The following is a 23559-nucleotide window of genomic DNA, read 5'->3' as shown; positions in this document are numbered from 1 at the left end:
CTCTTTTCCTGACAGGAAGTTAAATGAACTTCCTGATCCATTCGGGAGCACTGTGCGGCAACTTCCATCCACAGGCTTCCGGCCCTCCGGATAGACTGCCGAGCCATGCCTTTTTCCTCTTCCGATGCCCTGCGGGTCGCCTTGCCGCTGCCCCTGCCGCGCGAGTTCGACTACCTGCCGGGTGCGGCCGGCCTGCCTATGGCGGACTGGATCGGCCGACGGGTGCGCGTTCCCTTCGGTCGAGGCGAGCAAGTGGGGGTCATCACCGCTCTGGCGCCCGCGAACGAAGAAGGGCCGGAGCTGAAAGCGATCTCTGAACTGCTCGACGTCCAGCCATTGCTGGACGGCGAATTGATGGAAAGCCTGCGCTGGGTCGCGCGCTACTACCACGCGCCGCTGGGCGAGGTGATCGCCACCAGTCTGCCGACCGCATTGCGTGCGGGCCTGCCCCTGCCGGAAACCTGCGCCTACGCGCAGGCGCTGACGCCAGCGGGGATGGAGAGTTGGTCCAGGCTGCGCCGCGGTTCGGCGACGCGACGCCTGGCAGAAGCCCTGCAGTCCGGTCCCATCGACGAAGACCGACTGGACCAGGTTTTCGAATCCTGGCGAGTCGGCGCGCGCGCGCTGACGGCGCGCGGCCTGATGGAACGTATCGCCCTGCCCGGGTCGACAGAGCACGGCGCCGACGACGATGGCCCCCGCCTGACGGGCGCACAGGCCGATGCATTGGCGACCTTGCGCGAGGGCAAGGGATTCCGGGCCTGCCTGATCGAAGGCGTGACCGGCAGCGGCAAGACCGAGCTCTACCTGCAGGCGATACGCGATTGCCTGGCCGAGGGCAGGCAAGCCTTGATCCTCGTTCCGGAAATCGGATTGACGCCGCAGACCCTGGCGCGTTTCCGTGCGCGTCTCGGCCTTCCCGTGCATGCGATGCATTCGGGCCTCGCCGACGGCGCGCGCGCGCGCGCCTGGACGGCGATGTGGCGAGGCGAGGCGCGCGTGCTGGTCGGTACGCGCTCGGCGATATTCGCGCCCCTGCCGGAGGCCGGCCTGATCGTCGTCGACGAAGAGCACGACGCCAGTTACAAGCAACAGGACGGCATCCGCTACCACGCGCGCGATCTGGCGCTGGTGCGCGGCAAGGCGCTCGGCGTGCCGGTGCTGCTCGGCAGCGCGACGCCGTCGCTGGAGTCGCTGCACAATGCGATGGCCGGCCGCTACGCGCACGTGCGGCTCAACCAGCGTGCCGGGCGCGCGAAACCGCCGCAGGTGCGCGTGCTCGACGTACGCAAGAGGCCGTTGACGCACGGCCTGTCGAAGGACCTGCTGGACGGCATCGAACGTTGCCTGGAGCGGGGCGAACAAGCCCTGGTGTTCAAGAACCGTCGCGGCTACGCGCCGGTGTTGTTGTGCCACGACTGCGGCTGGAGCGCGCACTGTCGCCGCTGCAGCACGCCAACGCAGGAGCAGCCGATGACCCTGCACGGCGCTGCACATGGACGTGCGAGTGTCGTCGCAGGCAGGACGCCGGAGACGACCGCTGGTCGTACCCTGATCTGCCATCACTGCGGCGCGCGCGCGGCGCGGCCCGCAAGCTGTCCCGACTGCGCGTCGCTGGCCTTGCAACCACAGGGGTTCGGCACCGAGCGCATCGAAGAAGCCTTGACGGCGCGTTTCCCGCAGGCGCGCCTGCTGCGTGTCGATCGCGAAACGACGCGACGCAAGGACGCGATGCAACAGCACTTGCAGGAGCTCGGCGATCGGCCCGGCATCCTCATCGGAACGCAGATGCTGGCCAAGGGCCACGACCTGCCGAGATTGACCCTGGTCGGCGTCGTCGGCGTCGACGAGGGCCTGTATTCAGCCGATTTCCGCGCCTGCGAAAAGCTCGCGCAACTGCTCATCCAGGTCGCTGGTCGCGCCGGCCGCGCCGACTTGCCGGGCGAAGTGCTGTTGCAGACGCATCATCCCGATCATCCGCTGCTGGCGACCTTGCTCGTCGGCGGCTATCCCGCCCTGGCCGCGACCGAACTCGCGCAGCGCGAAGCGGCTGGTTTTCCGCCCTACGCGCATCTGGCCCTGCTGCGTGCCGAAGCGCCCAACGAGGGCGATGTGCAGCTGTTCCTTCGCGAGGCTCGCGCGCTGTGGCCGGCCTCGGAAAAAACCGAAGCCAGTGCCCCGATGCCGGCACCGATGGCGCGGCGCGCTGGCCGTGCACGCGGGCAGCTGCTGTTGAGTTCGAACCAGCGCCCCGCCCTCCAGGCCGCACTCGGCAGCTGGGTGCCGGCACTGTACGAGTTCAAGTCCGCACGCAAGGTCCGCTGGTCGATCGACGTCGACCCGCTCGATCTCTACTAGGCGATGCCACGCGCGCGGCAGGGCGCGCGTTCTATAATCGGCGCATGGAAAAGTCCGCCGTTCCGCGCATCGTCATCGTCGGCGGCGGTTTCGCCGGCCTATGGGCCACCCGCGCGCTCGCTTCGTCGCCAGTGCAGATCACGCTGGTGGATCGCAGCAACCACCATCTGTTCCAGCCCCTGCTCTACCAGGTCGCGACCGCAGGTTTGTCGGCGCCGGATATCGCCGCGCCCTTGCGTCATATCCTGCGTTCGCAGCGCAACGTCACCGTGCTGATGCAGGACGTCGCGGCGGTGGAGCCGGCGACCAAGGCATTGCGCATGGCCGACGGCAGCGCCCTGCCTTTCGACTACCTGCTGCTGGCCAGCGGCGCCAGGCACGCTTATTTCGGTCATGACGAGTGGGCTTCGCAGGCGCCGGGGCTGAAGACGCTGGACGATGCCTTCCTGATCCGACGCAAGCTGCTCGTCGCCTTCGAACGCGCGGAACTCGAGACCGATCCCGCCCGACGTCGTGCCTGGCTGAATTTCGTCGTCGTCGGCGGCGGCCCGACCGGCGTCGAACTCGCCGGCACGCTGGCGGAAATCGCGAGGCATACGCTGAAGAAGGAGTTCCGGCGCATCGATTCCGGCGAAGCGCGCGTGATGCTGATCGAAGCCGGTCCGCGCGTACTGTCCTCGTTTCCGGAAGCGCTGTCGGAGAAGGCGCGCGCGCAATTGCAGCGCCTCGGCGTCGAAGTGCGCACCGGCGCCGCCGTCGCCGCGATCGACGACGAAAACGTGCGCCTGGGCGAAGAATCGATCCCGACGCGGACCGTGCTCTGGGCTGCCGGCGTGGCCGCATCGCCGCTCGGCAAGTCCTTGGGCGTGCCGCTGGATCGTGCCGGCCGCGTTTACGTCGAAGGTGACTTGAGCGTGCCCGGCCATCCGCAGATCTTCGTCGCCGGCGACCTCGCGGCGGTCAGTCGCGACGGCAAGGCGGTGCCCGGTGTCGCACCGGCGGCAAAACAGATGGGGGCGCACGTCGCGCGTTCGATCCGGGCGCGGCTGGCCGGCAAACCCGCCCCGCTGTTCCGTTACCGCGACTACGGCAACCTCGCGACCATCGGTCGCATGGCGGCGATCGCCGACCTCGGCCGCCTGCATCTTTCAGGCATTTTCGCCTGGTGGTTCTGGCTGGTCGCGCACGTATTCTTCTTGATCGGTTTCCGCAACCGCATCATCGTGCTGGTGAACTGGGCCTGGTCCTATTGGACCTACCAGCGCCACGCGCGCATCGTGCTGGGCAGCGATGCGCAGAATCACCCGACTGAGCGATCGAGGAACTAGCGCGCGCCGCCGTCGAAGGTGATCGTGGTGCCGTCGGCCATCACCAGCGAACCCTGGCCGAGCGCCTCGTGATCGGCATCGACGGTGATGAAGTGCGCGCGTAACCGCCCCCTGCCCTTGCTGCCGACGAGATCGAAGACGAATTCGTCGCCGCCTTCCGCTTCCGCGGTTCCGTTGATGTCGATGTCGAACTCGCGGATCGTACCGATATGCTCCAGCACCTCGGGTTGCTTCTGTACGGCCGCCTGCGCCTGCTCGGCGAAGTAGTTCCAGCCGATCATCAACAAGGCGCCGAGCGCCAGGACGCCGAGCAAGGCCAGCAGCGCCAGGATGCCGATGACCCAGGCGAGCGCGCCGCCAGCCTGGGCGCGCGGCGAACACGGTAGCGATGACGTTGCCTTCATGGTGCTTTCTCCCTTTCGTTCGTCCTGTCTGTTCGTGCGCCCATCACGTCCGACACGGCCTGGCGCAAGGCCTGCACATCGCCTTCCGGCACCGCGCGCCAGGACGACGACAATGCCAAGCCGCAAGTCGGCGTGGCGATCACGGGCAAACCCGATGCCATGGCCATCAGCAACCCACGCGGTTGGTGTTCGATCCAGGCGGGCAATGCGACGGCATCGGCCTGTCCAAGGCCTTCGCGCACAGAAGCCACTGGCCGCGTTGCGACCCCTTGCCAGAAGTCCGGCTGCTCGCAAGAGCCTGGCGGCAACAGCAGATCGACGTCGAGTCCGCGCAAGGCCTCGCGTAACTCGAACACGCCCTTGCGCGCGAGGCTCGATGCCGGCAGCAACAAGGCGAATCGCGCACCCGCCGCGCGCGGCCGCTTCGGCGTCGCGGCAGGCATGATCCAAGGCAGGACTTCGGCGCGCGTTCCGGCCAGATCCGCAATCCCGACGTGCGGGCCGATCCAGCGGCGCGCACGCTGCAAGGCATCTGCTTCGGCTTTCAGCAGGCCATCATCGACGCGGAAGTCGCGCAAGCTCGTGCATTGCGGATGCTGCGCAGACGCGCGATCGAGCCGGCGCTGGATCTCGCCCATCGGCAGGGCGGTCATCAATACATCGAAACTGCGACCGGCCAGCTCGCCATCGCGCCACAGGAAAGGCAGCAGGCCCTGCGGCACGATCAGGTGCAGGTCGTCCGGATGCAGGCGTCGCGCCATGCTATGCGCCAATGCCTGCAGGCCCTGGAGGCGCGCATCGGGAATCGCGCGCCCGCGCCATAGCGCCCAGCGCCAACGAATCGCCGTGACGATCCGGTTCGCCTTCGCGGATACGCCGCCACCGGCCGCGACCACACGATCTATCGAGCGATCCTGCGTCGTGGCGTTCGTCGCGCGATACTGCCGGAACTCCGGCCAGTCCTCGTCGATCAGCCAGGTGTTGTGCCGCGACAACTCGCGCGGCCCGACGTGCTGGTGGCATTCGGTGGCGTCGCAACTGGTGCAGTCGCCCGGCATCGGCTCCGCACGCTGGCCTACGGCCAGCGGCAACAAGGCAGAAGGTACGGCAGCTTCGGCGCGGATGCGGATCGACAAGGTTGAGTCGTCCATCGCGACTTCCAGGCGCCAGGCGAAAGGCGCGCGCAGGCGCAGGTCCTTGTAGTTCCAGAAGACGGTGGCATCGCGATCGATCTCGGCCAACGAACCGGCGAGCACGCGCGAATGCCGGTGGCGTTCGACGATCTCGATTCCGGCCCGCAACGCGGTGTCGTAGATCCCGTTGGAGAGCTGGCACAGGCCGCCGCCGATCGCCGGCACGATGCAGCCCTCGCGCAGTTCGCGACCAACGACGAAACCACGGCGCGGGATCGCGCGACCGAGCTGTCGCCAGAAGCCGAAGACCGCGCCGGCGGGAATCACCAGGCCATCGAAGGATTTCAACGCCTGGCGCAGGTTGTGGATCTTGCCGGCGACGAGCGCGTCCTCGTCGGCGATCGTCGGCCACAACGAAGTTTCGAATGACGCGAGCATGGGTGCATCGCGCAGATCGCGCGATGCGGCATGACGCACCGGCCGTTGGCTGGAAGATGCGTCGCGCGCCATGCGCAGCAGCCGCAAGCCCCAGGCGCGCAGGAAAAAACTCCACGCATCCAGGCGGGTGGGCGGAGGCGCGCGGTCCGGCGCCGCACGGCGCGGCGTATCTTCGATCGAAACGGCCATGCCGCCGATTCAGCCCGCAGGCGGCGCAAAAAGCAACGGCCCCTTGCGGGGCCGTCGTCGGGAACCGGGCTGCCGGATGCCTCAGGCGGCGAAAACGGCCCGCATCTTCTTCAAGGCGTTGGCTTCGAGCTGGCGGATGCGCTCGGCGGAAACGCCGTACTCGTCGGCCAGTTCCTGCAGCGTCGCCTTCGGCTCGCCGAGGAAACGGCGCTTCAGGATCTCGCGCGAGCGCGCGTCGAGGCCGGCCATGGCTTCGCGCAGCGTTTCGAGCTGGTTCTCTTCGTGATCGTCCTGCTCGTAAGCCAGCGCCGGATCGGCGTTGTTCGCGATCAGGTAGGCCGACGGCGCCGGCGGGGCGTGATCGTCGTCCTCGTCGGCCGGCGCATCGAAACCGATGTCGCGGCCCGACAGGCGCGATTCCATTTCCAGCACTTCGCGCTTGGAGACGTTGAGGTCCTTCGCCACCGCGGTGACTTCGGCATCGTTCATCCAGCCCAGGCGCGTCTTCGACTTGCGCAGGTTGAAGAACAGCTTGCGCTGCGCCTTGGTCGTGGCGACCTTGACGATGCGCCAGTTGCGCAGGATGAACTCGTGCATCTCGGCGCGCACCCAGTGCACGGCGAAAGACACCAGGCGCACGCCCTGCTCCGGGTCGAAACGCTTCACCGCCTTCATCAGGCCGATGTTGCCTTCCTGGATCAGGTCGCCCATACCGAGGCCGTAGCCCTGGTAACCGCGGGCCACGTGCACGACGAAACGCAGGTGCGACATCACCAGGTGCTTGGCGGCGTCGAGATCGCTCTCGTCCCGCAGGCGAACGGCCAGCGCCTTCTCTTCGTCGGCGGTCAGCACTGGCACGCGGTTGACGGCCGTGATGTAGGCGTCCAACGAACCGAGCGCACTCGGGATGGGCAGGTTGTTGGCGATCAACGCAGTGGTCATGTTTTCGCTCATGGACGAGATTTTAGCACTCGCGGTTTTCGACTGCTAAAGGGGCGGGGAGTTCCACACCGTTCCACCCCTGCAACAGCCACCCTGCAAGTGCTTGAATTCCTTGGGTGGGGCCGGACCAGCCGGGTTTCAAGGCCCGGGCTTGCGCTCCTCGGTCACGCAGCGTTTGGTTCCGTCCCGCATCGTCACCTGCACTTCGCCCTCGGGGCAGGCCGGTCGGTTCTCCGCACGGGAAGGCAATCGCGAGCTGGTCGGCGCCGGCTCGGCGGCCCGCCGCGGCGTCGGTGTGACTTCGGCGGGTGCCGGCGCCGGGCGACGGCCGCTGCTCTGCGTCGCGGGATCGCCGATGCGGATCGGCGCCACCTGGCCGGATGGCGCCGGCGTTTCTCGCGGCGTCGGCGAGGTGCTGGACGACACCGGTCGCGGCGGCAGGCGGATAGCGCCCGGCACGGACTGTCCGGGCTGTGGCGCCTGGACCGAGCCTGACGGCATCGGCGTGACGCGGATGCCCTGCATGCGCCGTATGCGATAGCCGCGTGCCCAGTCTGCCAAGCATTGGCGCACGGCATCGGCACCCTGACCCGCTTCATACGCCTTGATCGCGCATTCGGCCCATTCGTCGCTGACGCGGCGCTGGCAATCCTGCTGTTCCTGCGAACGCGTCGGCATGTCCGAGCAGAACTCCTGCGTGTACGCACCGACCTCGGCGATCGGATCGCTGAGCAGCACCGCACGCTCGATCTGCGGCGTGATCCAGGACAGGCAGTTCTTCTTCACCGTGTCGAGGCGACGACCCGGGCCGTTGAGGTCGATCAGGTCCTTCGCGTTCAAATGGGCATCGCGCACCGGCAGGGCGCAGACCTTGTCGTAGGTGTTGAGCACCTTGCCGACGCAGGCGCTGGCCAAGGGGGCATTCGTCGGGCACCCGTACTTGCCGCCGAAGGGCGGTGTCGGCAGCCACTCGCCCAGTCGACTGGTCTTGTCCCAGTTCGACCATTCCAACCAGGCCTTGCGGATGTTGTTGTTGATCGTGGGTTCGACGCCCTTGAAAGCGAGATCGGCGGCCTTCTGCGGATCCCAGCCGACGTTCGGCAGGACTTCGCGCGCGGCCTGGAACACGCCGCTGAGCTGATAGTCCCAAGGGCCGCGGCTGAAGGAACCGAAGGCCTGCGCATGTCCGAGGTTGGCCAGCGCGATGTTGTCGGTCTGCTGCGCGGTCCAGCCGTTGAACGTGTCGCCGGACTGGTAACCCGGACGGCGCGGCATGCGCCATTGCCAGCGCATCAGCTGCTTGTGGTAGACATCGAGGCGCTCCTGCACCAGCAGGCGCGTCTTGATGTCGGCATCGAATTCCTTCGCCAACTTCTGCGCCGCGGGCGTGAAACGATTGTCGCGCATCGACGAACACCACTCCTGCGCATGTTCCTTCGACGCGGTGTGGTTGTCGTAGTAGGTCACGCACTGGCTGTAGATCGAACCGACCGAGGTCGTGCAGTTGTTGCCGCTATAACACTTCTCCACCGCCTTGCTGATCGCTTCGCCCGGATCTTCCGCCATCAGGCTCCAGGTCGATCCCATGCTGGCGAAGCCGGCATTGGCGATCTCGGTGGCCATCACGTTGCTCTGCCGATGCCAGGGCAGCACGCCATTGCCATTGGTCAGGATCTGGTTGGCCTGGTCGACTTCGTACATGCCCCAGTACATCTGGTACACGGTGTCGGGGTCGGCATGCTTGCTCTGGCCGAGCACATTGCGGTCCCACCAACCGCTGGCGTCGCTGTACGCCGTACCGGTCCACTGGATGGCCGCCGTCCCGTAGTCGTTGATGAAGCCCAGGCCGGCATCGTCGAGGAAGGCGCTGCAGTTCGCGCTGATGTCCTCGATGGCATTGCCGACGGCGGACAGGTCGGCGAGCGAGACCGCGTTGTCGATCAGCATGCACGAGCAATCGACATGGCTGGCATAAGTCATCACCGGCGGCGGCAGGGACGAGAACTGGTCCCAGAGCGCTTCGCCGGCCTGCGGGCTGTTGATCAGGTCGATCAGGTCGTCCTTCGCGCCGCTCGAAGGCATCACCGCCGAGATGCCCTCGGCGAAAGGCCGCGCCAGCAGCCCATGGATGCGCGTCTTGCACTCGCCATTGGGCAGGGTATCCGGCGACGCGATCTTGATCGCGGTGATCGCGCCCATCGTGATGGCGAAGCCGGTCTGGTCGGCGCCGCTCTTGCCCAGGCAAACGCCCAGTTCGCCGCTCATCGAGGCGATCGTCTCCGCCTTCTTCGCCAGATCGGCGCCGATATTGGCCGCGCCGCCGGCGGAGGCCTTCGCGCAGTCCCAGGCGGAATCGAGCGGATTACCGGCCGAGGCCTGCTGGCTGACGGCGCACAGGCCGAACACGCAGGCCAGCGCCAGGCGGCTGCGAACAAGAGTGCGATGCATGGACTTCCCCAAGTCTGGTCGATGAAGCAGACGCGAAGGATGCCGCAACGCGGCCAGAGCCGGCTAGATCGGCGGCAGCGCCCAGTCGATCGGCGTCGCGCCGCGTTGCGCCAGGTACTGGTTGGCGGCGGAAAAGTGTCCGCAGCCGAGGAAACCGCGATGCGCCGACAACGGCGAAGGATGCGGCGCGCGAAGGACGCGGTGGCGGCGCGCGTCGATGATCCTGCCCTTGGCCTGCGCGTAGCTTCCCCAGAGCAGGAAAACCAGTCCTTCGCGCTCGCGATCGAGGCGCTCGACGATATGGTCGGTGAAACCTTCCCAACCCTTGCCCTGGTGCGAGCCGGCGCGTCCGGATTCGACGGTCAGCACCGCGTTGAGCAATAGCACGCCCTGCTTCGCCCAAGGCATCAGGTAGCCGTGATGGGGCCGCGCGACGCCGAGATCACGCTCGATCTCCTTGAAGATGTTCACCAGCGAGGGCGGCGCATCGACGCCGGGCGCGACGGAGAAACACAGGCCGTGCGCCTGGCCCGGGCCGTGATAAGGATCCTGGCCCAGCACGACGACCTTGACCTGATCGAACGGCGTGGCGTCGAGCGCGGCGAATATCTGCGGCCCCGGCGGGAAAATGCGCTTGCCCTTGGCCTTCTCGTCGCGCAGGAATTCCGACAGCGCGCGCATCTCCGGCCGCAGCAAATAATCGCCGACGCGATCCTTCCACGAGGGTTCGAGCTTGATGCCGTCGGTTGCGGACATGGCGCGCGACGCAGCGAACGCGCGCTTACTGCTTGGCCAGCTTCTGCCGCAGCAGGCGTCCGACGCGCAGTTGGAACAGGAGCTTGGTCACCAGCAGACGCTCTTCGATGGGCTTTTGCACCAGGTCGTTCGCGCCGCTGCGCAGCAGGTCGGTCTGGTTGGCCGGATTGGCATCGCCGGTCATCACCAGCACGGGCAACTGGCCTTTCGGGTAACCGAACTTCGTGCGGATCGATTGCACCAGATCCTTGCCGGTCAAATCGCCTTTCAGATACACGTCGGTCAACACGACATCCGGACCAGGCACGCGGCCCTGCGCCTTCATCGTTTCCAGGTGAGCGATCGCATCCTCGACGCCGGTGGCGTGGATGACGGCGAGGCCGTGCTTCTCGAGCATGCGCCGCGTTGCGACGGCGACGACCCGGCTGTCTTCGACGTAGAGCACTTCGCCGCCCGGTTCCGATTCCGGCGCGACATAACCCTTGATGAAAGCGGCGAGCGCGCCGAAGCCGAGCGCCTTGTCGAAATAGTCGGTGACATCGTCGCTGAAGCTGCGGCTCTCCAGGCGCTCCTGCACATCGCCGGAGACGACGATGATCGGGATGTAGGCCTGCGGCGTGTGCTCGCGCAGATAGCGCGCGAGTTCCAGTCCGTCGATGTCCGGCAGGCGCAGGGCGGTCGTCACCAGGTTCACGGCGCCGGCCTGCAACGCCGCCTTCGCCTCCTGCCCGCTTTCGCAACCGACGAACTCCATGTTCGGCAACTGCTGGCGCAACACGCCCTCGATCATCTTGCGCACGACCTTCGAGCCATCCACCACCATGATGCGGGGTGTGGCGGTATCGGAAAGTCGGAATCCGGGTGTGCTCATGGCCGGCGGTCAAAGATCGGTAGGCCGAGTCTGCCTCAGATGATGGCCGCTGGCGAGCCATGCGCCCAACCAACCAGCGAAACCTGCGACGGCCAGCAACATTCCGGCGCCGGCCACGCCCAAGCCCTGCAGCCGGAACTGGCCGCCATAGCTGGCAAGCAAGTCGGTCAGGGAGGCTTGCAGTGCGACGCCCGCCGCGGCGATCAGCCCGAGCGCGAGCAGGCCGGCGGCGACGCCGTAGCACAGCCCCAGATAGACGAAGGGGCGGCGTACGAAGCCATCGGTGGCGCCGAGTTGCTGCATGACGGCAATTTCTTCGCGGCGCGCGCCGATCTCCAGCCGCACCGTATTGCCGACGACCAGCAACACGCCCAGGCCCAGCAGGCCCGCCACGATCCATAGCAGGCGCTCGCCGAATGCCAGCCAGGCCGAGAGACGTTCGCGCCAGATCGCGTCGTGTTGCACCAGGTCGGCCTCGGGCAGCCCGCGCAAAGCTTCGGCCAGCGCCCTGCCGTCGTCGCGCGGCTGCACGACCAGCACGCTGGGCAGGGGGTTCTCGCCAAGCAGGTCCAGCGAATCGGCCAGGTCGCTCATCTGCCGGAACTCGGCCAGGCCTTGCTCCGGTGTCTTGATCCGCACGTCGGCGACATCGGGACGCTGGCGCAGGCTATCGGCCACGCGCCCGGTGGCCGCGGCGTCGATGGCCGGTTTGAGGAAGACGGAAATCTCGCGCGATTCGCGCACGTTGCCGGAGAAGCGCTCGATGTTGGCCAGCGCCACGCCCAATCCGAGCGGCAACGCGATCGCCACCGCCATCACGCCGATCGTCAGCAGGCTGGCGATCGGTCGGCGCAACAGGCGGCCGATGCTCGACAGCAGGGAATACGCATGCTGCTCGCGCCAGGCGCGGAAGCGCCGGAAGAATCCGCTCTCGCTGCGTTTGCCGGCGCTCACGACGCGAGGTCCTCGGGCGAGATGTCGTCGGCGAGCTTGCCGTGATCGAGCACCAGCACGCGTCGGCGCATGCGCTTGACCAGAGCGAGATCGTGGCTGGCGATCATGACCGCCGTGCCCTGCGCCGGCATCGCCGCGAACAGCTGCATGATCTCCGCCGCCAAGGTCGGATCGAGATTGCCGGTCGGCTCGTCGGCCAGCAGCAGGCGCGGTTGCGAGACCATCGCTCGGGCGATACCGACACGTTGCTGTTCGCCCGCCGACAGCTCGCCCGGCCGTGCGCGCTCGCGCGCGCCGAGACCGACCTTGTCGAGCATCACGCGCACGCGCTTGCCCACTTCGGCCGAAGGCGTGCCGGCGATCAGCAGCGGCAGGGCGACGTTCTCGTACACGCTTCGGTCGGTCAGCAGGCGGTGATCCTGGTGCACGACCCCGACACGCCGGCGATGCAGCGCCACCTGGCGGCCGCGGACCTTCGCCAGGTTGCGGTCGTCGACCAGCACCGATCCGCGTGAAGGGCGTTCGGACAAATGGATCAGGCGCAGCAGCGTGCTCTTGCCGGCGCCCGAGTGCCCGGTGACGAAGAGCAGTTCGCCCTCCGCCACGGAGAAACTCAGATCGCTCAGAGCCGTGTGCGGACCGTCGTAGGTCTTGCTGACGCCATCGAAACGGAGCAGGGGCATGGGCTTCGATCCTTGAAGGCCAGAGTGTGCTGCGCGCCGGTCAATCTTTCGAGAGCGCCACCCAGGACTTCACCCTGGCCGCCATGCGCTTGAGGAAGGATTCCTTCGAAACGCCGACGACCGGTGGCGTCGCGGGAAGCTTCGTCGTGATGACCGCACTCGCCGGCGATGCGGCCGCGGCCGCCTGTTCGCCGGAGCGCGGGCCGCGACGACGGCGATTGCGCGAACGCTCGCCTTCGGGGCGCGGCGAATGCGGCTGCCCGTCCTGTGCCGGTCGCGTCGCGTCGTTGGCAGCGGCGGCGGGGCGTTCCTCACGTCGTGGCTGTCCTTCCCGTCGCGGTGCGCCATCGCGGCGCGGGCCACGCGAACCTTCCCGTCGACCGCCGCCGGGGCCGCCGCCCGATTTCGGGCCACGACCGCTGGCCTCGAGCTCGGCGCGGGCTTCGCGGAAGATGTCGGCGATGGATTCTTCCTTCTCGCCGTCGGCGCCCACCGCGCGTTCGCGCGGCGCGCGCGGGATCGCGGTCAGGGCCTCGGTCGTCACCGATTCGACCGGGATCTTCTGCTCGATGTAGGCCTCGATCGCCGGCAGGCCCTGCGCATAGATCTCGCAGGCGAAGCTGATCGCATCGCCTTCGGCGCCCAGGCGCGCGGTGCGACCGATGCGATGCACGTAGTCCTCGGCCTCGAACGGCAGGTCGAAGTTGTAGACGTGGCTGACGTTGTCGATATGCAGGCCGCGGGCGGCGACGTCGGTCGCCACCAGGATCTCGAGCTCGCCGCGCTGGAATTTCGCCAGCAGGCTCTGACGCTTCTTCTGCGGCACGTCGCCCGACAGCACGCCGACGCGGTAATGCGCTCGCTCCAGGGCGCGGGCGACTTTTTCGACCCAGGCCTTGGTGTTGACGAAGACCATCGTACGATTGGCTTCGGTGCGCGACAGCAGGCCGATCAGCAACGGCAGCTTCTCTTCGTTCGCCGGGAAATAGATCTTTTGGCGGACGCGGGCGGCAGTGACGAATTCCGCCTCGACGATGACCTTTTCCGGCTCGTTCATGTGCTCGTAGGCGAGCTCGAGCACGCGATGGCTCAGCGTCGCCGAGAACATCAGGGTCTGGCGTTCGGTCCGCACCGGCAACTTGCGCAGCAGGAAGCGCAGGTCCTTGATGAAGCCGAGGTCGAACATGCGGTCGGCTTCGTCGAGCACGCAGACTTCACAGGCATGCAGGTGCACGACGCCCTGGCGCACGTAGTCGATGAGGCGGCCGGGCGTGGCGATGATCACGTCGGCGCCGCGCTGCAGGATCTCGCGCTGCTTGTCGTAGTCGACGCCGCCGTAGACCAGGGCGAATTTCAGGCCGAGGCCGCCGGCGAACTTCTCGGCATCCTTGTGGATCTGGATGGCCAGTTCGCGGGTCGGCGCCAGGATCATCGCGCGCGGATCGGCATTGCCGCGGTTCGCCAGGGCCGGACGGCTCAGCAGGCGATTCACGGTGGCGACCAGGAAGGCCAGGGTCTTGCCCGTACCGGTCTGGGCCTGGCCGGCGACGTCGCGGCCCGCCAAGGCGATCGGCAGGGTCATGGCCTGAATGGGAGTACAGCGGCTGAAGCCGGCGGCTTCGAGGCCGGAAAGTACGGCGGGCTGCAGTTCGAAACTTGAAAAAGCTATATCGGTCAGTGGCTTATCGGACATGTGAACTCATTGACACGGTTCTGCCGCACTTGTGCGGGCCGCGCTCGGGTCGCAAACTGCGACCAGCAACTTGGACGGGGTGCCGGATTGATTTCGGCGATGGAACCCCCAGTTTAACAGGCAAGAGCGCCGAACCAGGCGCTTTCCCCTTCTAAAGAATCAGGAGTTTCCCGTGAGTGAGCAGGTTACGCATGTGGGCGATGCGGACTTCGAGGCCGAAGTCCTCAAGTCCGACGTGCCGGTGCTGGTGGATTTCTGGGCCGAATGGTGCGCTCCCTGCAAGATGATCGGCCCGATCGTCGACGAGATGGCCGGTACCTATGCCGGCAAGGTCAAGGTCGTGAAGCTCAACATCGACCACAACCCGAAGGTGCCGCGCCAGTACGCGGTCCGTGGCATCCCGACCCTGATGCTGTTCAAGGGCGGCGCCGTGCATTCGACCCAGGTCGGCGCCGTGGGCAAGGCCCAGCTGGCGCAGTTCATCGACAAGGCAGTCTGATCGGCCCTTCCCGATCCCCGATCCGGCCCGCCATGGGCCGGATCCGCTGAATCGAGGATTCAGCCCCAGCTTGTGCGCCGCCCGCACGCGGTGTTAGCGTTAGTCCCAGCCAGGCGCCCTGCGCCGCTCTTCTGCAAGCCCCCCTTCTTCCCCGACTCGCATCCGCGAGGATTTCATCCGTGTCCGAAAACGAGACCGAAACCGGCGCACCCGCCGTGAAGCGCGGCCGCAAGCCGCGTACCCAAGCTCCTGCCGAAGCCATCGCCGAAACGCCCGCCGCGCCCAGCGCGCCGGAACCGGCGCCGATCGTCGCCGAAGTGCGCGAACCTTCCGGCGGCGACAACGACAACGCCGGCGACCAGCGCGCACCGCAGCCTGGCGAGGAAGGCTACAAGAGCCGCAGCCAGATGCGTCGCGAACGCTTCCGCGAACGCCGCGACCGCTATCGCGAACAACGCGGCCAGGGCAACGAAGGCGGCGGCGACAATGGCGATGGCGATGGCAATGGCGAACGCTACGAACGCCAGCCCTATCAGCCGCCGCAGCTGCCGCCGGGCTTCCCGACTTACAGCTTGAACGACCTCAAGCGCATGCCGGCGCATCGCCTGCTGGAGATCGCCGAGCAGTTGAACCTGCACGAAGGCGTCGCGCGCATGCGCAAGCAGGACGTCACCTTCGCCCTGCTGAAAGTGCTGACCCGCCATCCGAACGGCGTCGCCGGCGACGGCGTGCTGGAAATCCTGCCCGACGGCTACGGCTTCCTGCGCAGCGCCGACGCCAGCTACCTCGCCGGCCCGGACGACGTCTACATCTCGCCGAGCCAGATCCGCCGCTTCAACCTGCGCACCGGCGACCATATCTCCGGCCGCATCCGTTCGCCGAAGGACGGCGAGCGCTACGTCGCGCTGAACATCCTCGACACCATCAACGGCGAGCCGTTGGAAGCGTCGAAGAACAAGGTGCTGTTCGAGAACCTGACGCCGCTGTTCCCGCGCCGCAAGTTCACTCTCGAACGCGGCAACGGCTCGTCGGAAGACATCACCGGCCGCATCATGGATCTGATGGCGCCGCAGGGCAAAGGCCAGCGCGCGCTGATCGTTTCGCCGCCCAAGGCCGGCAAGACGATGATGATGCAGAACATCGCCCAGGCCATCATCCACAACCATCCGGACGTGCACCTGATCGTCCTGCTGATCGACGAGCGTCCGGAAGAAGTGACGGAAATGCAGCGCACCGTGCGCGGCGAAGTGATCAGCTCGACCTTCGACGAACCGGCCGCGCGTCATGTGCAGGTCGCCGAGATGGTGATCGAGCGCGCCAAGCGCCTGGTCGAGCACAAGCGCGACGTCGTGATCATGCTCGACTCGATCACCCGCCTCGCCCGCGCCTACAACAACGTCGTACCCTCGTCCGGCAAAGTGCTCACCGGCGGCGTCGACGCCAATGCCCTGCACCGTCCGAAGCGCTTCTTCGGCGCCGCCCGCAACGTCGAGGAAGGCGGTTCGCTGACCATCATCGCCACCGCGCTGATCGACACCGGCTCGAAGATGGACGAGGTGATCTACGAAGAGTTCAAGGGCACCGGCAACTCCGAAGTGCACTTGGACCGCCGCATCGCCGAGAAGCGCGTCTACCCGGCCATCAACATCAACCGCTCCGGCACTCGCCGCGAGGAACTGCTGATCGAGCCGGACCTGCTGCAGCGCATCTGGATCCTCCGCAAGCTCCTGCATCCGATGGACGAGCTGGCGGCGATGGAATTCATGCTCGACAAGATGAAGAACACCAAGTCGAACGACGAGTTCTTCCAGTCGATGAAGCGCTGATCGCGTTTCGCGGCAAGACGGAAACAAAAAACGCCGGCGCAAGCCGGCGTTTTTTCTGGTCGCCGCGAACGCTCTATTCGACGACGCCCGAACGCAATCTCATTCGGCCCTCGACGACCAGGGGCAATATGTCGCCATTTCGCGTTTCGGTGACGTCGAGCATCTTGGCCACGCTGTCGGCGGCCAGCCAGGGCACCGGGCGCCGCGGCGACAGCGCCATGTGGTGCCACACCCCTTGGTCGACGCCTGCTTCGGTCAAGTCCGGGTTGAAAAACATCCCGACCAACACGGTCTGCATTTCCGGCGTCGGCACGCGTCCTGCGAAATCCACGCGGAACTTCCATTTTTTGACCGCTTCGATCATGGACTTCTCGACCGGCCCCATCACCGACATGAACGCCGCTTTGGCGTCGTCCATCACCACGCTCTGCACCGCCACGGCATCCTCGACGCGCCCGTCGAGTCCTACCTTGATCGCGATCAAGGTGCCCGTGGCAATGCCGCCCAACATCATCCTCGGCTTTCGCGTGCTCTTGATGACGATAGGCGCCGGCGTGCCCGAGACCGCTGCCGCTTCCGCGGCCGGATCGGCCAGGAAAAGAACATCCTCGATGCGCGCGACGTAACCCTGCCCCTGTGGCTCGGCCCGCAGCGTCAGCCGCATGCGCGTTCGCGCCGCCATCTTTCCTTCGCGCAGGGGAACGGGCTCGAACAGCCAGGCCCGGACGGCGCGATCGACATTCGCGCGCAGTTCTTCCGGAACGGGAACATCCGTTCCGTAACCGACCACCTTGCCGCCGGCGTCCACATCCACCCAGCCGTCGAGACTCATCGCCAACACGACCTGCACACCGCCCGTCGTCTTCGGCGCAGGTTCGTCGGCAAACGCCTGGCCCGAAATCGCCAGGCCAATGGCCAACAGCATCGCGCCGAGTCGCTTCAAGGCCGGTTCTCCCGAATGGTTCGTCGTCATGGTATCGCGGGCGTCTTCCGCAGGCATAATCGGGGCAGGAGGCGCGCATGCACGAACAGGGCAATCTCGAGCTGATCCTCATCTTCCTGCTGTCGGCGGTGATCGCCGTGCCGCTGTTCCGGCGCTTCGGTCTCGGCGCGGTGCTGGGCTATCTCGTCGCCGGCGCCGTGATGGGGCCTTACGGTTTCAAGCTGGTCAAGCACGCCGAAAGCACGATGGCCGTGTCGGAACTCGGCGTCGTGATGCTGCTGTTCGTGATCGGCCTGGAACTGTCGCCGTCGCGCCTGTGGGTGATGCGACGCCAGGTCTTCGGCACCGGCGGCATGCAAGTAGCGCTGAGCGCGCTCGTGCTCGGCGGCGTCGCCGCCGTCATGGGCCTGGGCTGGAAGACCGACCTCGTCATCGGTCTCGGACTCGCCCTGTCTTCCACCGCCGTCGGCCTGCAGATCCTGGCCGAACGCAAGGAGCTCACGACCGGCTACGGTAGGACCGCGTTCGCGATCCTGTTGCTGCAGGACCTCGTCGCCATCCCGTTGCTGGCGCTGATCCCGCTGCTCGGCGAAGCGAAAGCGGCGTCGCAATCGGCGCCGGCCTGGGGCTCGGTGCTGAAGGCGATCGGCATGATCGCGCTGGTCGTGATCGGCGGCCGTCTGGTACTGCGGCAACTGTTCCGCGCCGTCGCCTGGACGAAGATGTCGGAAGTGTTCACCGCCACCTCGTTGCTGGTCGTCGTCGGCACCGCCTGGCTGATGCAGTTCGGCGGCCTGTCCATGGGCCTCGGTGCCTTCCTCGCCGGCGTACTGCTGGCCGATTCCGAATTCCGCCACGAGCTCGAAGCGCAGATCGAGCCGTTCAAGGGCCTGCTGCTCGGCCTGTTCTTCATCGCCGTCGGCATGAGCATCGACCTGCAGAAGGTCGCGGCCGAACCGGGGACGATCGCCATCGGCGTCGCCAGCCTGCTGTTGATCAAGATGCTGGTGCTGGTGCTGATCGGTTGGCGCCCCGGTCGCCTGCCCCTGCGCGAGGCCCTGATGCTCGGCGCCGTGCTGGCGCTCGGCGGTGAATTCGCCTTCGTGGTGTTCAACGAATCCTTCCGCGTCGGGCTGATCGACGACCCCTTGCGCGACCGCCTCGTCGCGATCGTCGGCTTGAGCATGGCGGCGACGCCGCTGTTGGTCATCGCGATGTCGAACTGGTTGATGCAGCATCCCGAGAAGAAGGAAGAACGTGCACCCGACCCCATCGACCACGAGAACCCGCGCGTCATCATCGCCGGCTTCGGGCGCATGGGGCAGATCGTCGGCCGCATGCTGCGCGCGCAGAAGATCCCGTTCACCGCGCTCGAGAACAATACCGAACAGGTGGAGCTGTCGCGCCGCTTCGGCACGATGATCTATTTCGGCGACCCCTCGAAACCCGAGCTGCTGCGCGCCGCGCATGCCGAGCGCGCCGAAGTCTTCGTGCTGACCACGGACGATCCCGATACGACCGTCCGCACCGCACGCCTGTTGCGCCGGCAGTACCCGAACCTGAAGGTGTTCGCACGGGCGCGCAATCGCCAGCACGCGTTCAAGCTGATGGACCTCGGCGTCGAGGTGATCCGCGAAACCTTCCATTCCAGCCTGGAAATGGCCGAGCAGGTGATGGGTGCGCTCGGCGTGCCGGAGGACGTCGCACGCGAACGCCGCGAGAGCTTCCGCCAGCACGACGAACGCGTGCTGCGCGAGCAATATCTGATCTTCGACGACGAAGCGGCCCTGATCGCCAATTCGCAGCAGGCGCTGAAGGATCTCGAAAAGCTTTTCGAGGCCGATGCGGGTCCGTCGCTGCCCGGCGGCGAACAATCGGGGGCAAAGCGCGAAACCGGTTCCAACGAGGCTCCCGGCACGACATGAAAAACATCCTGGCCCTGACACTGGCCGCATCGGCTTGCTTGCTTACTGGCGCGAGCGGCGCGCACGGAACCCTGGGCGCGAAAGTCCCCGAAGCGGAGGTGGAAAAGCGCCTATGCGAAAACGCCCCTTGCCAACGCAACTTGCGCGTCAGCCTGAAGAAGAAGGACGGCAGCGTTTACGAGAACACGTTCCCGGTCTTTCCTGCAGCGATCCAGTCGTTCGGGATCACCGTGGTCGCCGGGCAGACGCTGCACGTGGAAGCGGACCTCGTCGAAGGGAAGCTGGCCAACATGCGCGTGGTGGAAACGGTTCTGCACCCCGAGAAGACACTGACGGCGACCTTCACCCAGCATGAAGACGGCGGAATGCTTCTGGCCCTGTCCAATCCCTTCGACCAGACGATCCGTTTTCGCATGGGCATCATGCCGCTGGACGCCGAGCAGCTGTACGCCACGTCGAGTTGCCCGATCGGTGCGCACCAGAGCTCTTACGAGATGTGGCCGTATCCCATCTTCCAGGTGATCCTGGGCGATGGCCAGGTGATCGGCAAGGACGACAGCCTGGCCTGCGTCGAATAACCCGTCGCGATACTTCAGCGATCGCGCAGGAAGCGCGCCAGCGACGGCGCCGTGAGGCGACCGCTGGATTCGAACTCGGCCGCGATGTCGACGTAACCGCGCAGCAGGGCCAGCTCCTGCGGCGTGCGGCCCAGCGCATCGCGGCGCTGACGATCGGCGCCTTCGCGCAACAGGCGTTGCACGACGCGAAGCAAGCCATGCTGCGCGGCGAGGTGCAGCACGGTCAGGCCGCGGCGATCCTGGCTGTCGAGCGACACGCCTTCGGTCAGCAGGCGGTCGAGCACGGCCATCAGCACTTCTTCGTCGCAGGCCGCGCCCGCTTCGGCGCGGGCACCGAGCAGCAGCATCACTGGCGTATGTCCTTGCGCGGTCGCGCCGTCGGCCGGCAGTTCGGCCTGCAGCAACAGGTCGAACAGGGCCAGGGCACGCACGCGGTCCCGCGCGGTGAAGGCATGCAGCGCGGCGCAATGCAGAGCGCTGTGTCCCTGGTCGTCGACCGCTTCGATGCCGGCGCCGCGCGCGAGCAGGCGGGCGGAAATCTCGGGCAGGCCCAACGCGCAGGCCAGCATCAGCGGCGTCACGCCACCGGGCAGGCTGCGGTTCGGATCGGCGCCGGATTGCAACAGGGCTTCGACGACGGCGCCATGCCGCATGCTGATGGCCGCCGACAGCGGCGTCGCGCCGGTGCGTGCGCTCGCCTGCAGATCGGCGCCGCGCGCGATCAGGCTTTCGACGATGGAAAGATGACCGCCGCCCGCCGCGCGCAGCAGGGCCGTGCAACCCTGGTGGTCGACCGCGTCGATCGGCAAGTCCAGATCGAGCAGGCGCTGCACGGCTTCGGCCGCACCGGCCATCGCCGCTGCCGGCAGATCGGCCGCTTGCAAGCGACGTCCCGGCAAGTTCCAACCTCGCCACTCCAGCCAATGGCTGAGGTCTCGGCGGCCGGCCGCGAGCGCCATGCCCAGGGCGGTCTGTCCGTCCGGGGCGCGCGCATCGGCCAGCGCACCATGCTTGATCAAGGCGCGCAAGGCGCTTTCGCGGCCGAGCGAAGCGGCGACGTGCACCGCCGTGTAGCCGCGCGCATCGCGCTGGTTCGGGTCGACGCCGGCCGCGAGCGCGGCTTCGAGTAGGCGCTGCCAGCCGAGCCGGATCGCCAATATCACCGGCGGATCCTGGCCGGACGGCGGCGAGAAGGCATCGGCGCCGCGCTCGAGCAGCATCAGCGCGAACTGTTCGTAACTGCGGTTGATGTGCTCGCTGCCGAAGCAGGCGCGCAGGTAGCGCGCCAGGCCGCCGGTGCCGCCGACCGCCTGCCCGTGTTCTAGCAGGCGGACCAATGCGGGTAAGGCATGTCCGCCGCGATCGAGAAGATGGAAGAAAGCGCTGTCGTGGCCGTCGTACAAGGTGTCGGCCGACGCGCCGTGGCGTCGCAACCAGTCGAACACCGCCAGATCGTTCTCGCTGGAGAATTCGATGAGCATCTGCGCCATGGCGTTCTCGCCAGGACCGACGCCGAGGCGCAGCATCGCCACCGCCGATTCCCAGCGCCGCGAGGACAGCGCTTCGCGCAACAACTCGCTCGACGTTTTTTCGAAGTGCCCGGCGGTCAGGCCTTCGGCGACGTTGCTGGGCAGGGGATAGTCCGGGTCGAGCACCGCGACCAGCGGCCAGCGGCCGTGCGCAATCGCTTCGTCGATCGCGCGCATGCCGCGCGCGTCCGGTTGCAAGGCATCGACGCCCAGCGCCATCAGATGGCGCAGGAAATCGGGCGTCGCACCGGCGCGACAAGCCAGCAGCAGCGCGTTGGCGCCATCCGTGTCCACCGCCCGCGCATCCGGCTTGCTGGGCGCGAGCCGGGCGAGCACTTCGGAATGCCCGTTGCGCGCGGCTTCCAGCAACGGCGTACGACGCTCCGCATCCTGCGCGTTGCGATCCGCCCCGGCTTCGAGCAAAGCGCTGACGACGTCGGCATTGCCGACGGCACAGGCCTGCATCAGCGCAGTGCGTTGTCCCTGCCCGCGCGCGTCGACACGCGCCTTGTGCCGCAACAGCAGTTGCACGCCGACGGGATCGTCTTCGCCGGACGCCGCGGCGAGCAGGGCCGGCTGACCATCCGCGGGCTCGGGTTTGGCGCCGTGCTCGATCAGGAAACGCGCCAGGCGCCAGTTCGCCGCTTCGCAAGCCAGGCCGAGCGGGCTGTAACCTTCGTTGTTGAGCGCATCGATCTGCGCGCCGGCATCGAGCAGCAGAGCCGCGACCGCGGCGTCGGTACTGCGCGCCGCGTGGTGCAGGGAGGTATTGCCTTCGCCATCGGCCGTGCGCGGGTCGGCACCGTTGGCCAGCAGGGTCATCACCGCTTCCGGACGACCATGCCAACTGTCGCGCGTCGCAGCGAGCAAAGGCGTCAAGCCTCCGTGCCGGAGATTGAGATCGATGCCGCGCGCGATCAGTTCGCGCAGCAGGCGCAGGTCGCCGTGCAGCACCGCCAGCATCGGCAAGGTCCGCTGGTCGCGATCGCCGGGGTCCGGCCGCGCGTTCGGGTTCGCGCCTTCGCGCAGCGCGCCCAGCGCCGCCTCGATCTTGCCGGCGCGCAGTGCCGCGAACAGCCGGTCTTCGACCGGCACGCTGGCCAGGGTTTCCGGCAACGGCTCGGCGGCCGTTTGCGCCTCTTCCTTCGCGGGGCTCGTCGCGCTCGCCGTGGTCGGCGCGCTCAACGCATGCAGGCCGGCATGCACGACCAGACACAGCAAGGGGAAGGACAAGGCGAAAGGAAAATGCAAGCTCGGCAACAGCGGGCCCGACCAGCACAGCACCAGTCCGGCCGCGAGCACGACGAAAACCATCAGGGCCACGCCGAGCCCGCGCAGGGATTCGCGCCCGCCCTCGCGACTGGCCGCCGCCATCAATGCCGGGAATCCCTGGCGCTGCGTCGCCGCCAGGGCGAAGGCCGGCCACAGGCGCCAAAGACCGAGCAAAACGAAGCCGATGCAAAGGCTCAGCCCAAGCGCTGCCGGCAAGCTGCCGCTCTCGCGCAGGGACTCCAGCGGCCAGGCCACGACCAAGGCCGTGAACAGAAACGCCATCCCCCACAGGGAAAGCAATGAAAACGCTTCGGTCGCCCATTCGCGCAGCGGCGCCGGCGGACGCGTGCCGCGCACGCCGCTCCAGCCCAACACGATCAAGGGCTGCGCTGCCGCCAGGGCGAGCAACATCCAGGGCGTTACCTGCCAGGCCGCGCAGGAGGCGAGCGCCAGACCCAGCGCCAGAGCGACCCAGGGCCAGGGGCCGCGCCGGGACTCAACCATCGCCGACGCCTCCGCTCACCAGCGGGTCGAGCACCGTTTCCGGCCTTTGCAGATGGAAGCCCAACGAGACCAGGTTCCGCCGTACGACCGCGCTGTCTTCGCGCGCCAGCCGGCGGCCTTCCTGCAAGTCCACTTGCAACACCAGGGCCAGCTGCCCGAGGGGCGCCAGGATCGCGTCGGGCACGAGGGCGAAAGCGTCCTTCTCGCGCAGGTACAAGTAGGTGTCGGGCTTGCGCAGGGATTTGTAGACGTAGGCGAGCATGTCGCGACCGCGCGGGGGATGGCG

At 67.2% G+C, this 23559-nt stretch carries 18 protein-coding genes; 6 read left to right on the top strand and 12 right to left on the bottom strand.

The features are described 5' to 3' along the window. Positions 1-105: 105 nt before the first annotated feature. Together QM707_RS14860 and QM707_RS14855 are read left to right on the top strand one after the other, a co-directional pair. The gene (locus QM707_RS14860) at positions 106-2358 is read left to right on the top strand and encodes a primosomal protein N' (RefSeq protein WP_415002658.1); all 2253 of its coding nucleotides are present in this window, start codon (positions 106-108) and stop codon (positions 2356-2358) included. Between the two features lie 44 nt (positions 2359-2402). After that, positions 2403-3686, top strand: coding sequence for an NAD(P)/FAD-dependent oxidoreductase (locus QM707_RS14855; protein WP_415002657.1), 1284 nt, complete (start codon positions 2403-2405; stop codon positions 3684-3686). Here QM707_RS14855 and QM707_RS14850 read toward each other — a convergent pair. The 9 genes from QM707_RS14850 to rhlB all read right to left on the bottom strand — a co-directional run bounded on the left by QM707_RS14850 (position 3683) and on the right by rhlB (position 14197). Next, entirely contained in the window at positions 3683-4090 is a 408-nt protein-coding gene (locus QM707_RS14850; RefSeq protein WP_415002656.1) for a hypothetical protein, read from the bottom strand. The two genes, QM707_RS14855 and QM707_RS14850, sit on opposite strands and share 4 nt — an antisense overlap. Further along, positions 4087-5850, bottom strand: a complete 1764-nt coding sequence (locus QM707_RS14845; RefSeq protein ID WP_415002655.1) for a VanW family protein — start codon at positions 5848-5850, stop codon at positions 4087-4089. The genes QM707_RS14850 and QM707_RS14845 overlap by 4 nt, the downstream gene beginning before the upstream one ends. 81 nt (positions 5851-5931) lie before the next feature. Then, entirely contained in the window at positions 5932-6804 is an 873-nt protein-coding gene (gene rpoH / locus QM707_RS14840; RefSeq protein ID WP_415002654.1) for an RNA polymerase sigma factor RpoH, read from the bottom strand. A 126-nt stretch (positions 6805-6930) separates the two neighbouring features. Then, complete coding sequence (locus QM707_RS14835; protein ID WP_415002653.1) at positions 6931-9240, bottom strand: hypothetical protein; 2310 nt, start codon at positions 9238-9240, stop codon at positions 6931-6933. 63 nt (positions 9241-9303) lie between these two features. Next, positions 9304-9996, bottom strand: coding sequence for a uracil-DNA glycosylase (gene ung, locus QM707_RS14830; protein WP_415002652.1), 693 nt, complete (start codon positions 9994-9996; stop codon positions 9304-9306). A gap of 25 nt (positions 9997-10021) precedes the next feature. Continuing rightward, positions 10022-10867 carry a response regulator gene (locus QM707_RS14825; protein ID WP_415002651.1) on the bottom strand — a complete coding sequence of 282 codons (846 nt, stop codon included), beginning with the start codon at positions 10865-10867 and terminating at the stop codon, positions 10022-10024. Between the two features lie 9 nt (positions 10868-10876). Beyond that, positions 10877-11821 (bottom strand): permease-like cell division protein FtsX, encoded by a 945-nt coding sequence (gene ftsX, locus QM707_RS14820; protein WP_415002650.1) that lies wholly within the window; start codon positions 11819-11821, stop codon positions 10877-10879. Continuing rightward, a complete protein-coding gene (gene ftsE / locus QM707_RS14815; protein ID WP_415002649.1) occupies positions 11818-12504 on the bottom strand; it encodes a cell division ATP-binding protein FtsE in 687 nt (228 codons plus the stop codon). Before ftsE ends, ftsX begins: the two co-directional genes overlap by 4 nt. Before the next feature lie 40 nt (positions 12505-12544). Continuing rightward, positions 12545-14197: an ATP-dependent RNA helicase RhlB gene (gene rhlB / locus QM707_RS14810; RefSeq protein ID WP_415002648.1), complete on the bottom strand. Its 1653-nt coding sequence runs from the start codon at positions 14195-14197 to the stop codon at positions 12545-12547. A gap of 172 nt (positions 14198-14369) precedes the next feature. Here rhlB and trxA point away from each other — a divergent pair, with 172 nt between their 5' ends. Next, the gene (gene trxA, locus QM707_RS14805; RefSeq protein WP_415002647.1) at positions 14370-14696 is read left to right on the top strand and encodes a thioredoxin TrxA; all 327 of its coding nucleotides are present in this window, start codon (positions 14370-14372) and stop codon (positions 14694-14696) included. Positions 14697-14746: 50 nt separating this feature from the next. Then, complete coding sequence (gene rho / locus QM707_RS14800; protein ID WP_415002813.1) at positions 14747-16522, top strand: transcription termination factor Rho; 1776 nt, start codon at positions 14747-14749, stop codon at positions 16520-16522. Positions 16523-16595: 73 nt separating this feature from the next. Here the strand turns inward: rho and QM707_RS14795 are convergent, their stop codons facing one another. Then, entirely contained in the window at positions 16596-17495 is a 900-nt protein-coding gene (locus QM707_RS14795; RefSeq protein WP_415002646.1) for a hypothetical protein, read from the bottom strand. 47 nt (positions 17496-17542) lie between these two features. Here QM707_RS14795 and QM707_RS14790 point away from each other — a divergent pair, with 47 nt between their 5' ends. After that, positions 17543-19390 carry a monovalent cation:proton antiporter-2 (CPA2) family protein gene (locus QM707_RS14790; protein WP_415002645.1) on the top strand — a complete coding sequence of 616 codons (1848 nt, stop codon included), beginning with the start codon at positions 17543-17545 and terminating at the stop codon, positions 19388-19390. Then, a complete protein-coding gene (locus QM707_RS14785) occupies positions 19387-19968 on the top strand; it encodes a hypothetical protein (RefSeq protein WP_415002644.1) in 582 nt (193 codons plus the stop codon). Before QM707_RS14790 ends, QM707_RS14785 begins: the two co-directional genes overlap by 4 nt. 14 nt (positions 19969-19982) lie before the next feature. Here the strand turns inward: QM707_RS14785 and QM707_RS14780 are convergent, their stop codons facing one another. Together QM707_RS14780 and QM707_RS14775 are read right to left on the bottom strand one after the other, a co-directional pair. After that, positions 19983-23273 (bottom strand): ankyrin repeat domain-containing protein, encoded by a 3291-nt coding sequence (locus QM707_RS14780; RefSeq protein WP_415002643.1) that lies wholly within the window; start codon positions 23271-23273, stop codon positions 19983-19985. Then, on the bottom strand, positions 23266-23535 hold the full coding sequence (locus QM707_RS14775) for a YcgL domain-containing protein (protein ID WP_415002642.1): 270 nt from the start codon (positions 23533-23535) through the stop codon (positions 23266-23268). Before QM707_RS14775 ends, QM707_RS14780 begins: the two co-directional genes overlap by 8 nt. Positions 23536-23559: the final 24 nt, after the last annotated feature.

Source organism: Arenimonas sp. (genome assembly GCF_047602345.1).
Classification (GTDB): Bacteria; Pseudomonadota; Gammaproteobacteria; order Xanthomonadales; family Xanthomonadaceae; genus Arenimonas.
The sequence above is the reverse complement of the archived record's forward strand: the minus strand, read 5'-3'. Positions and strand labels throughout refer to the sequence as shown.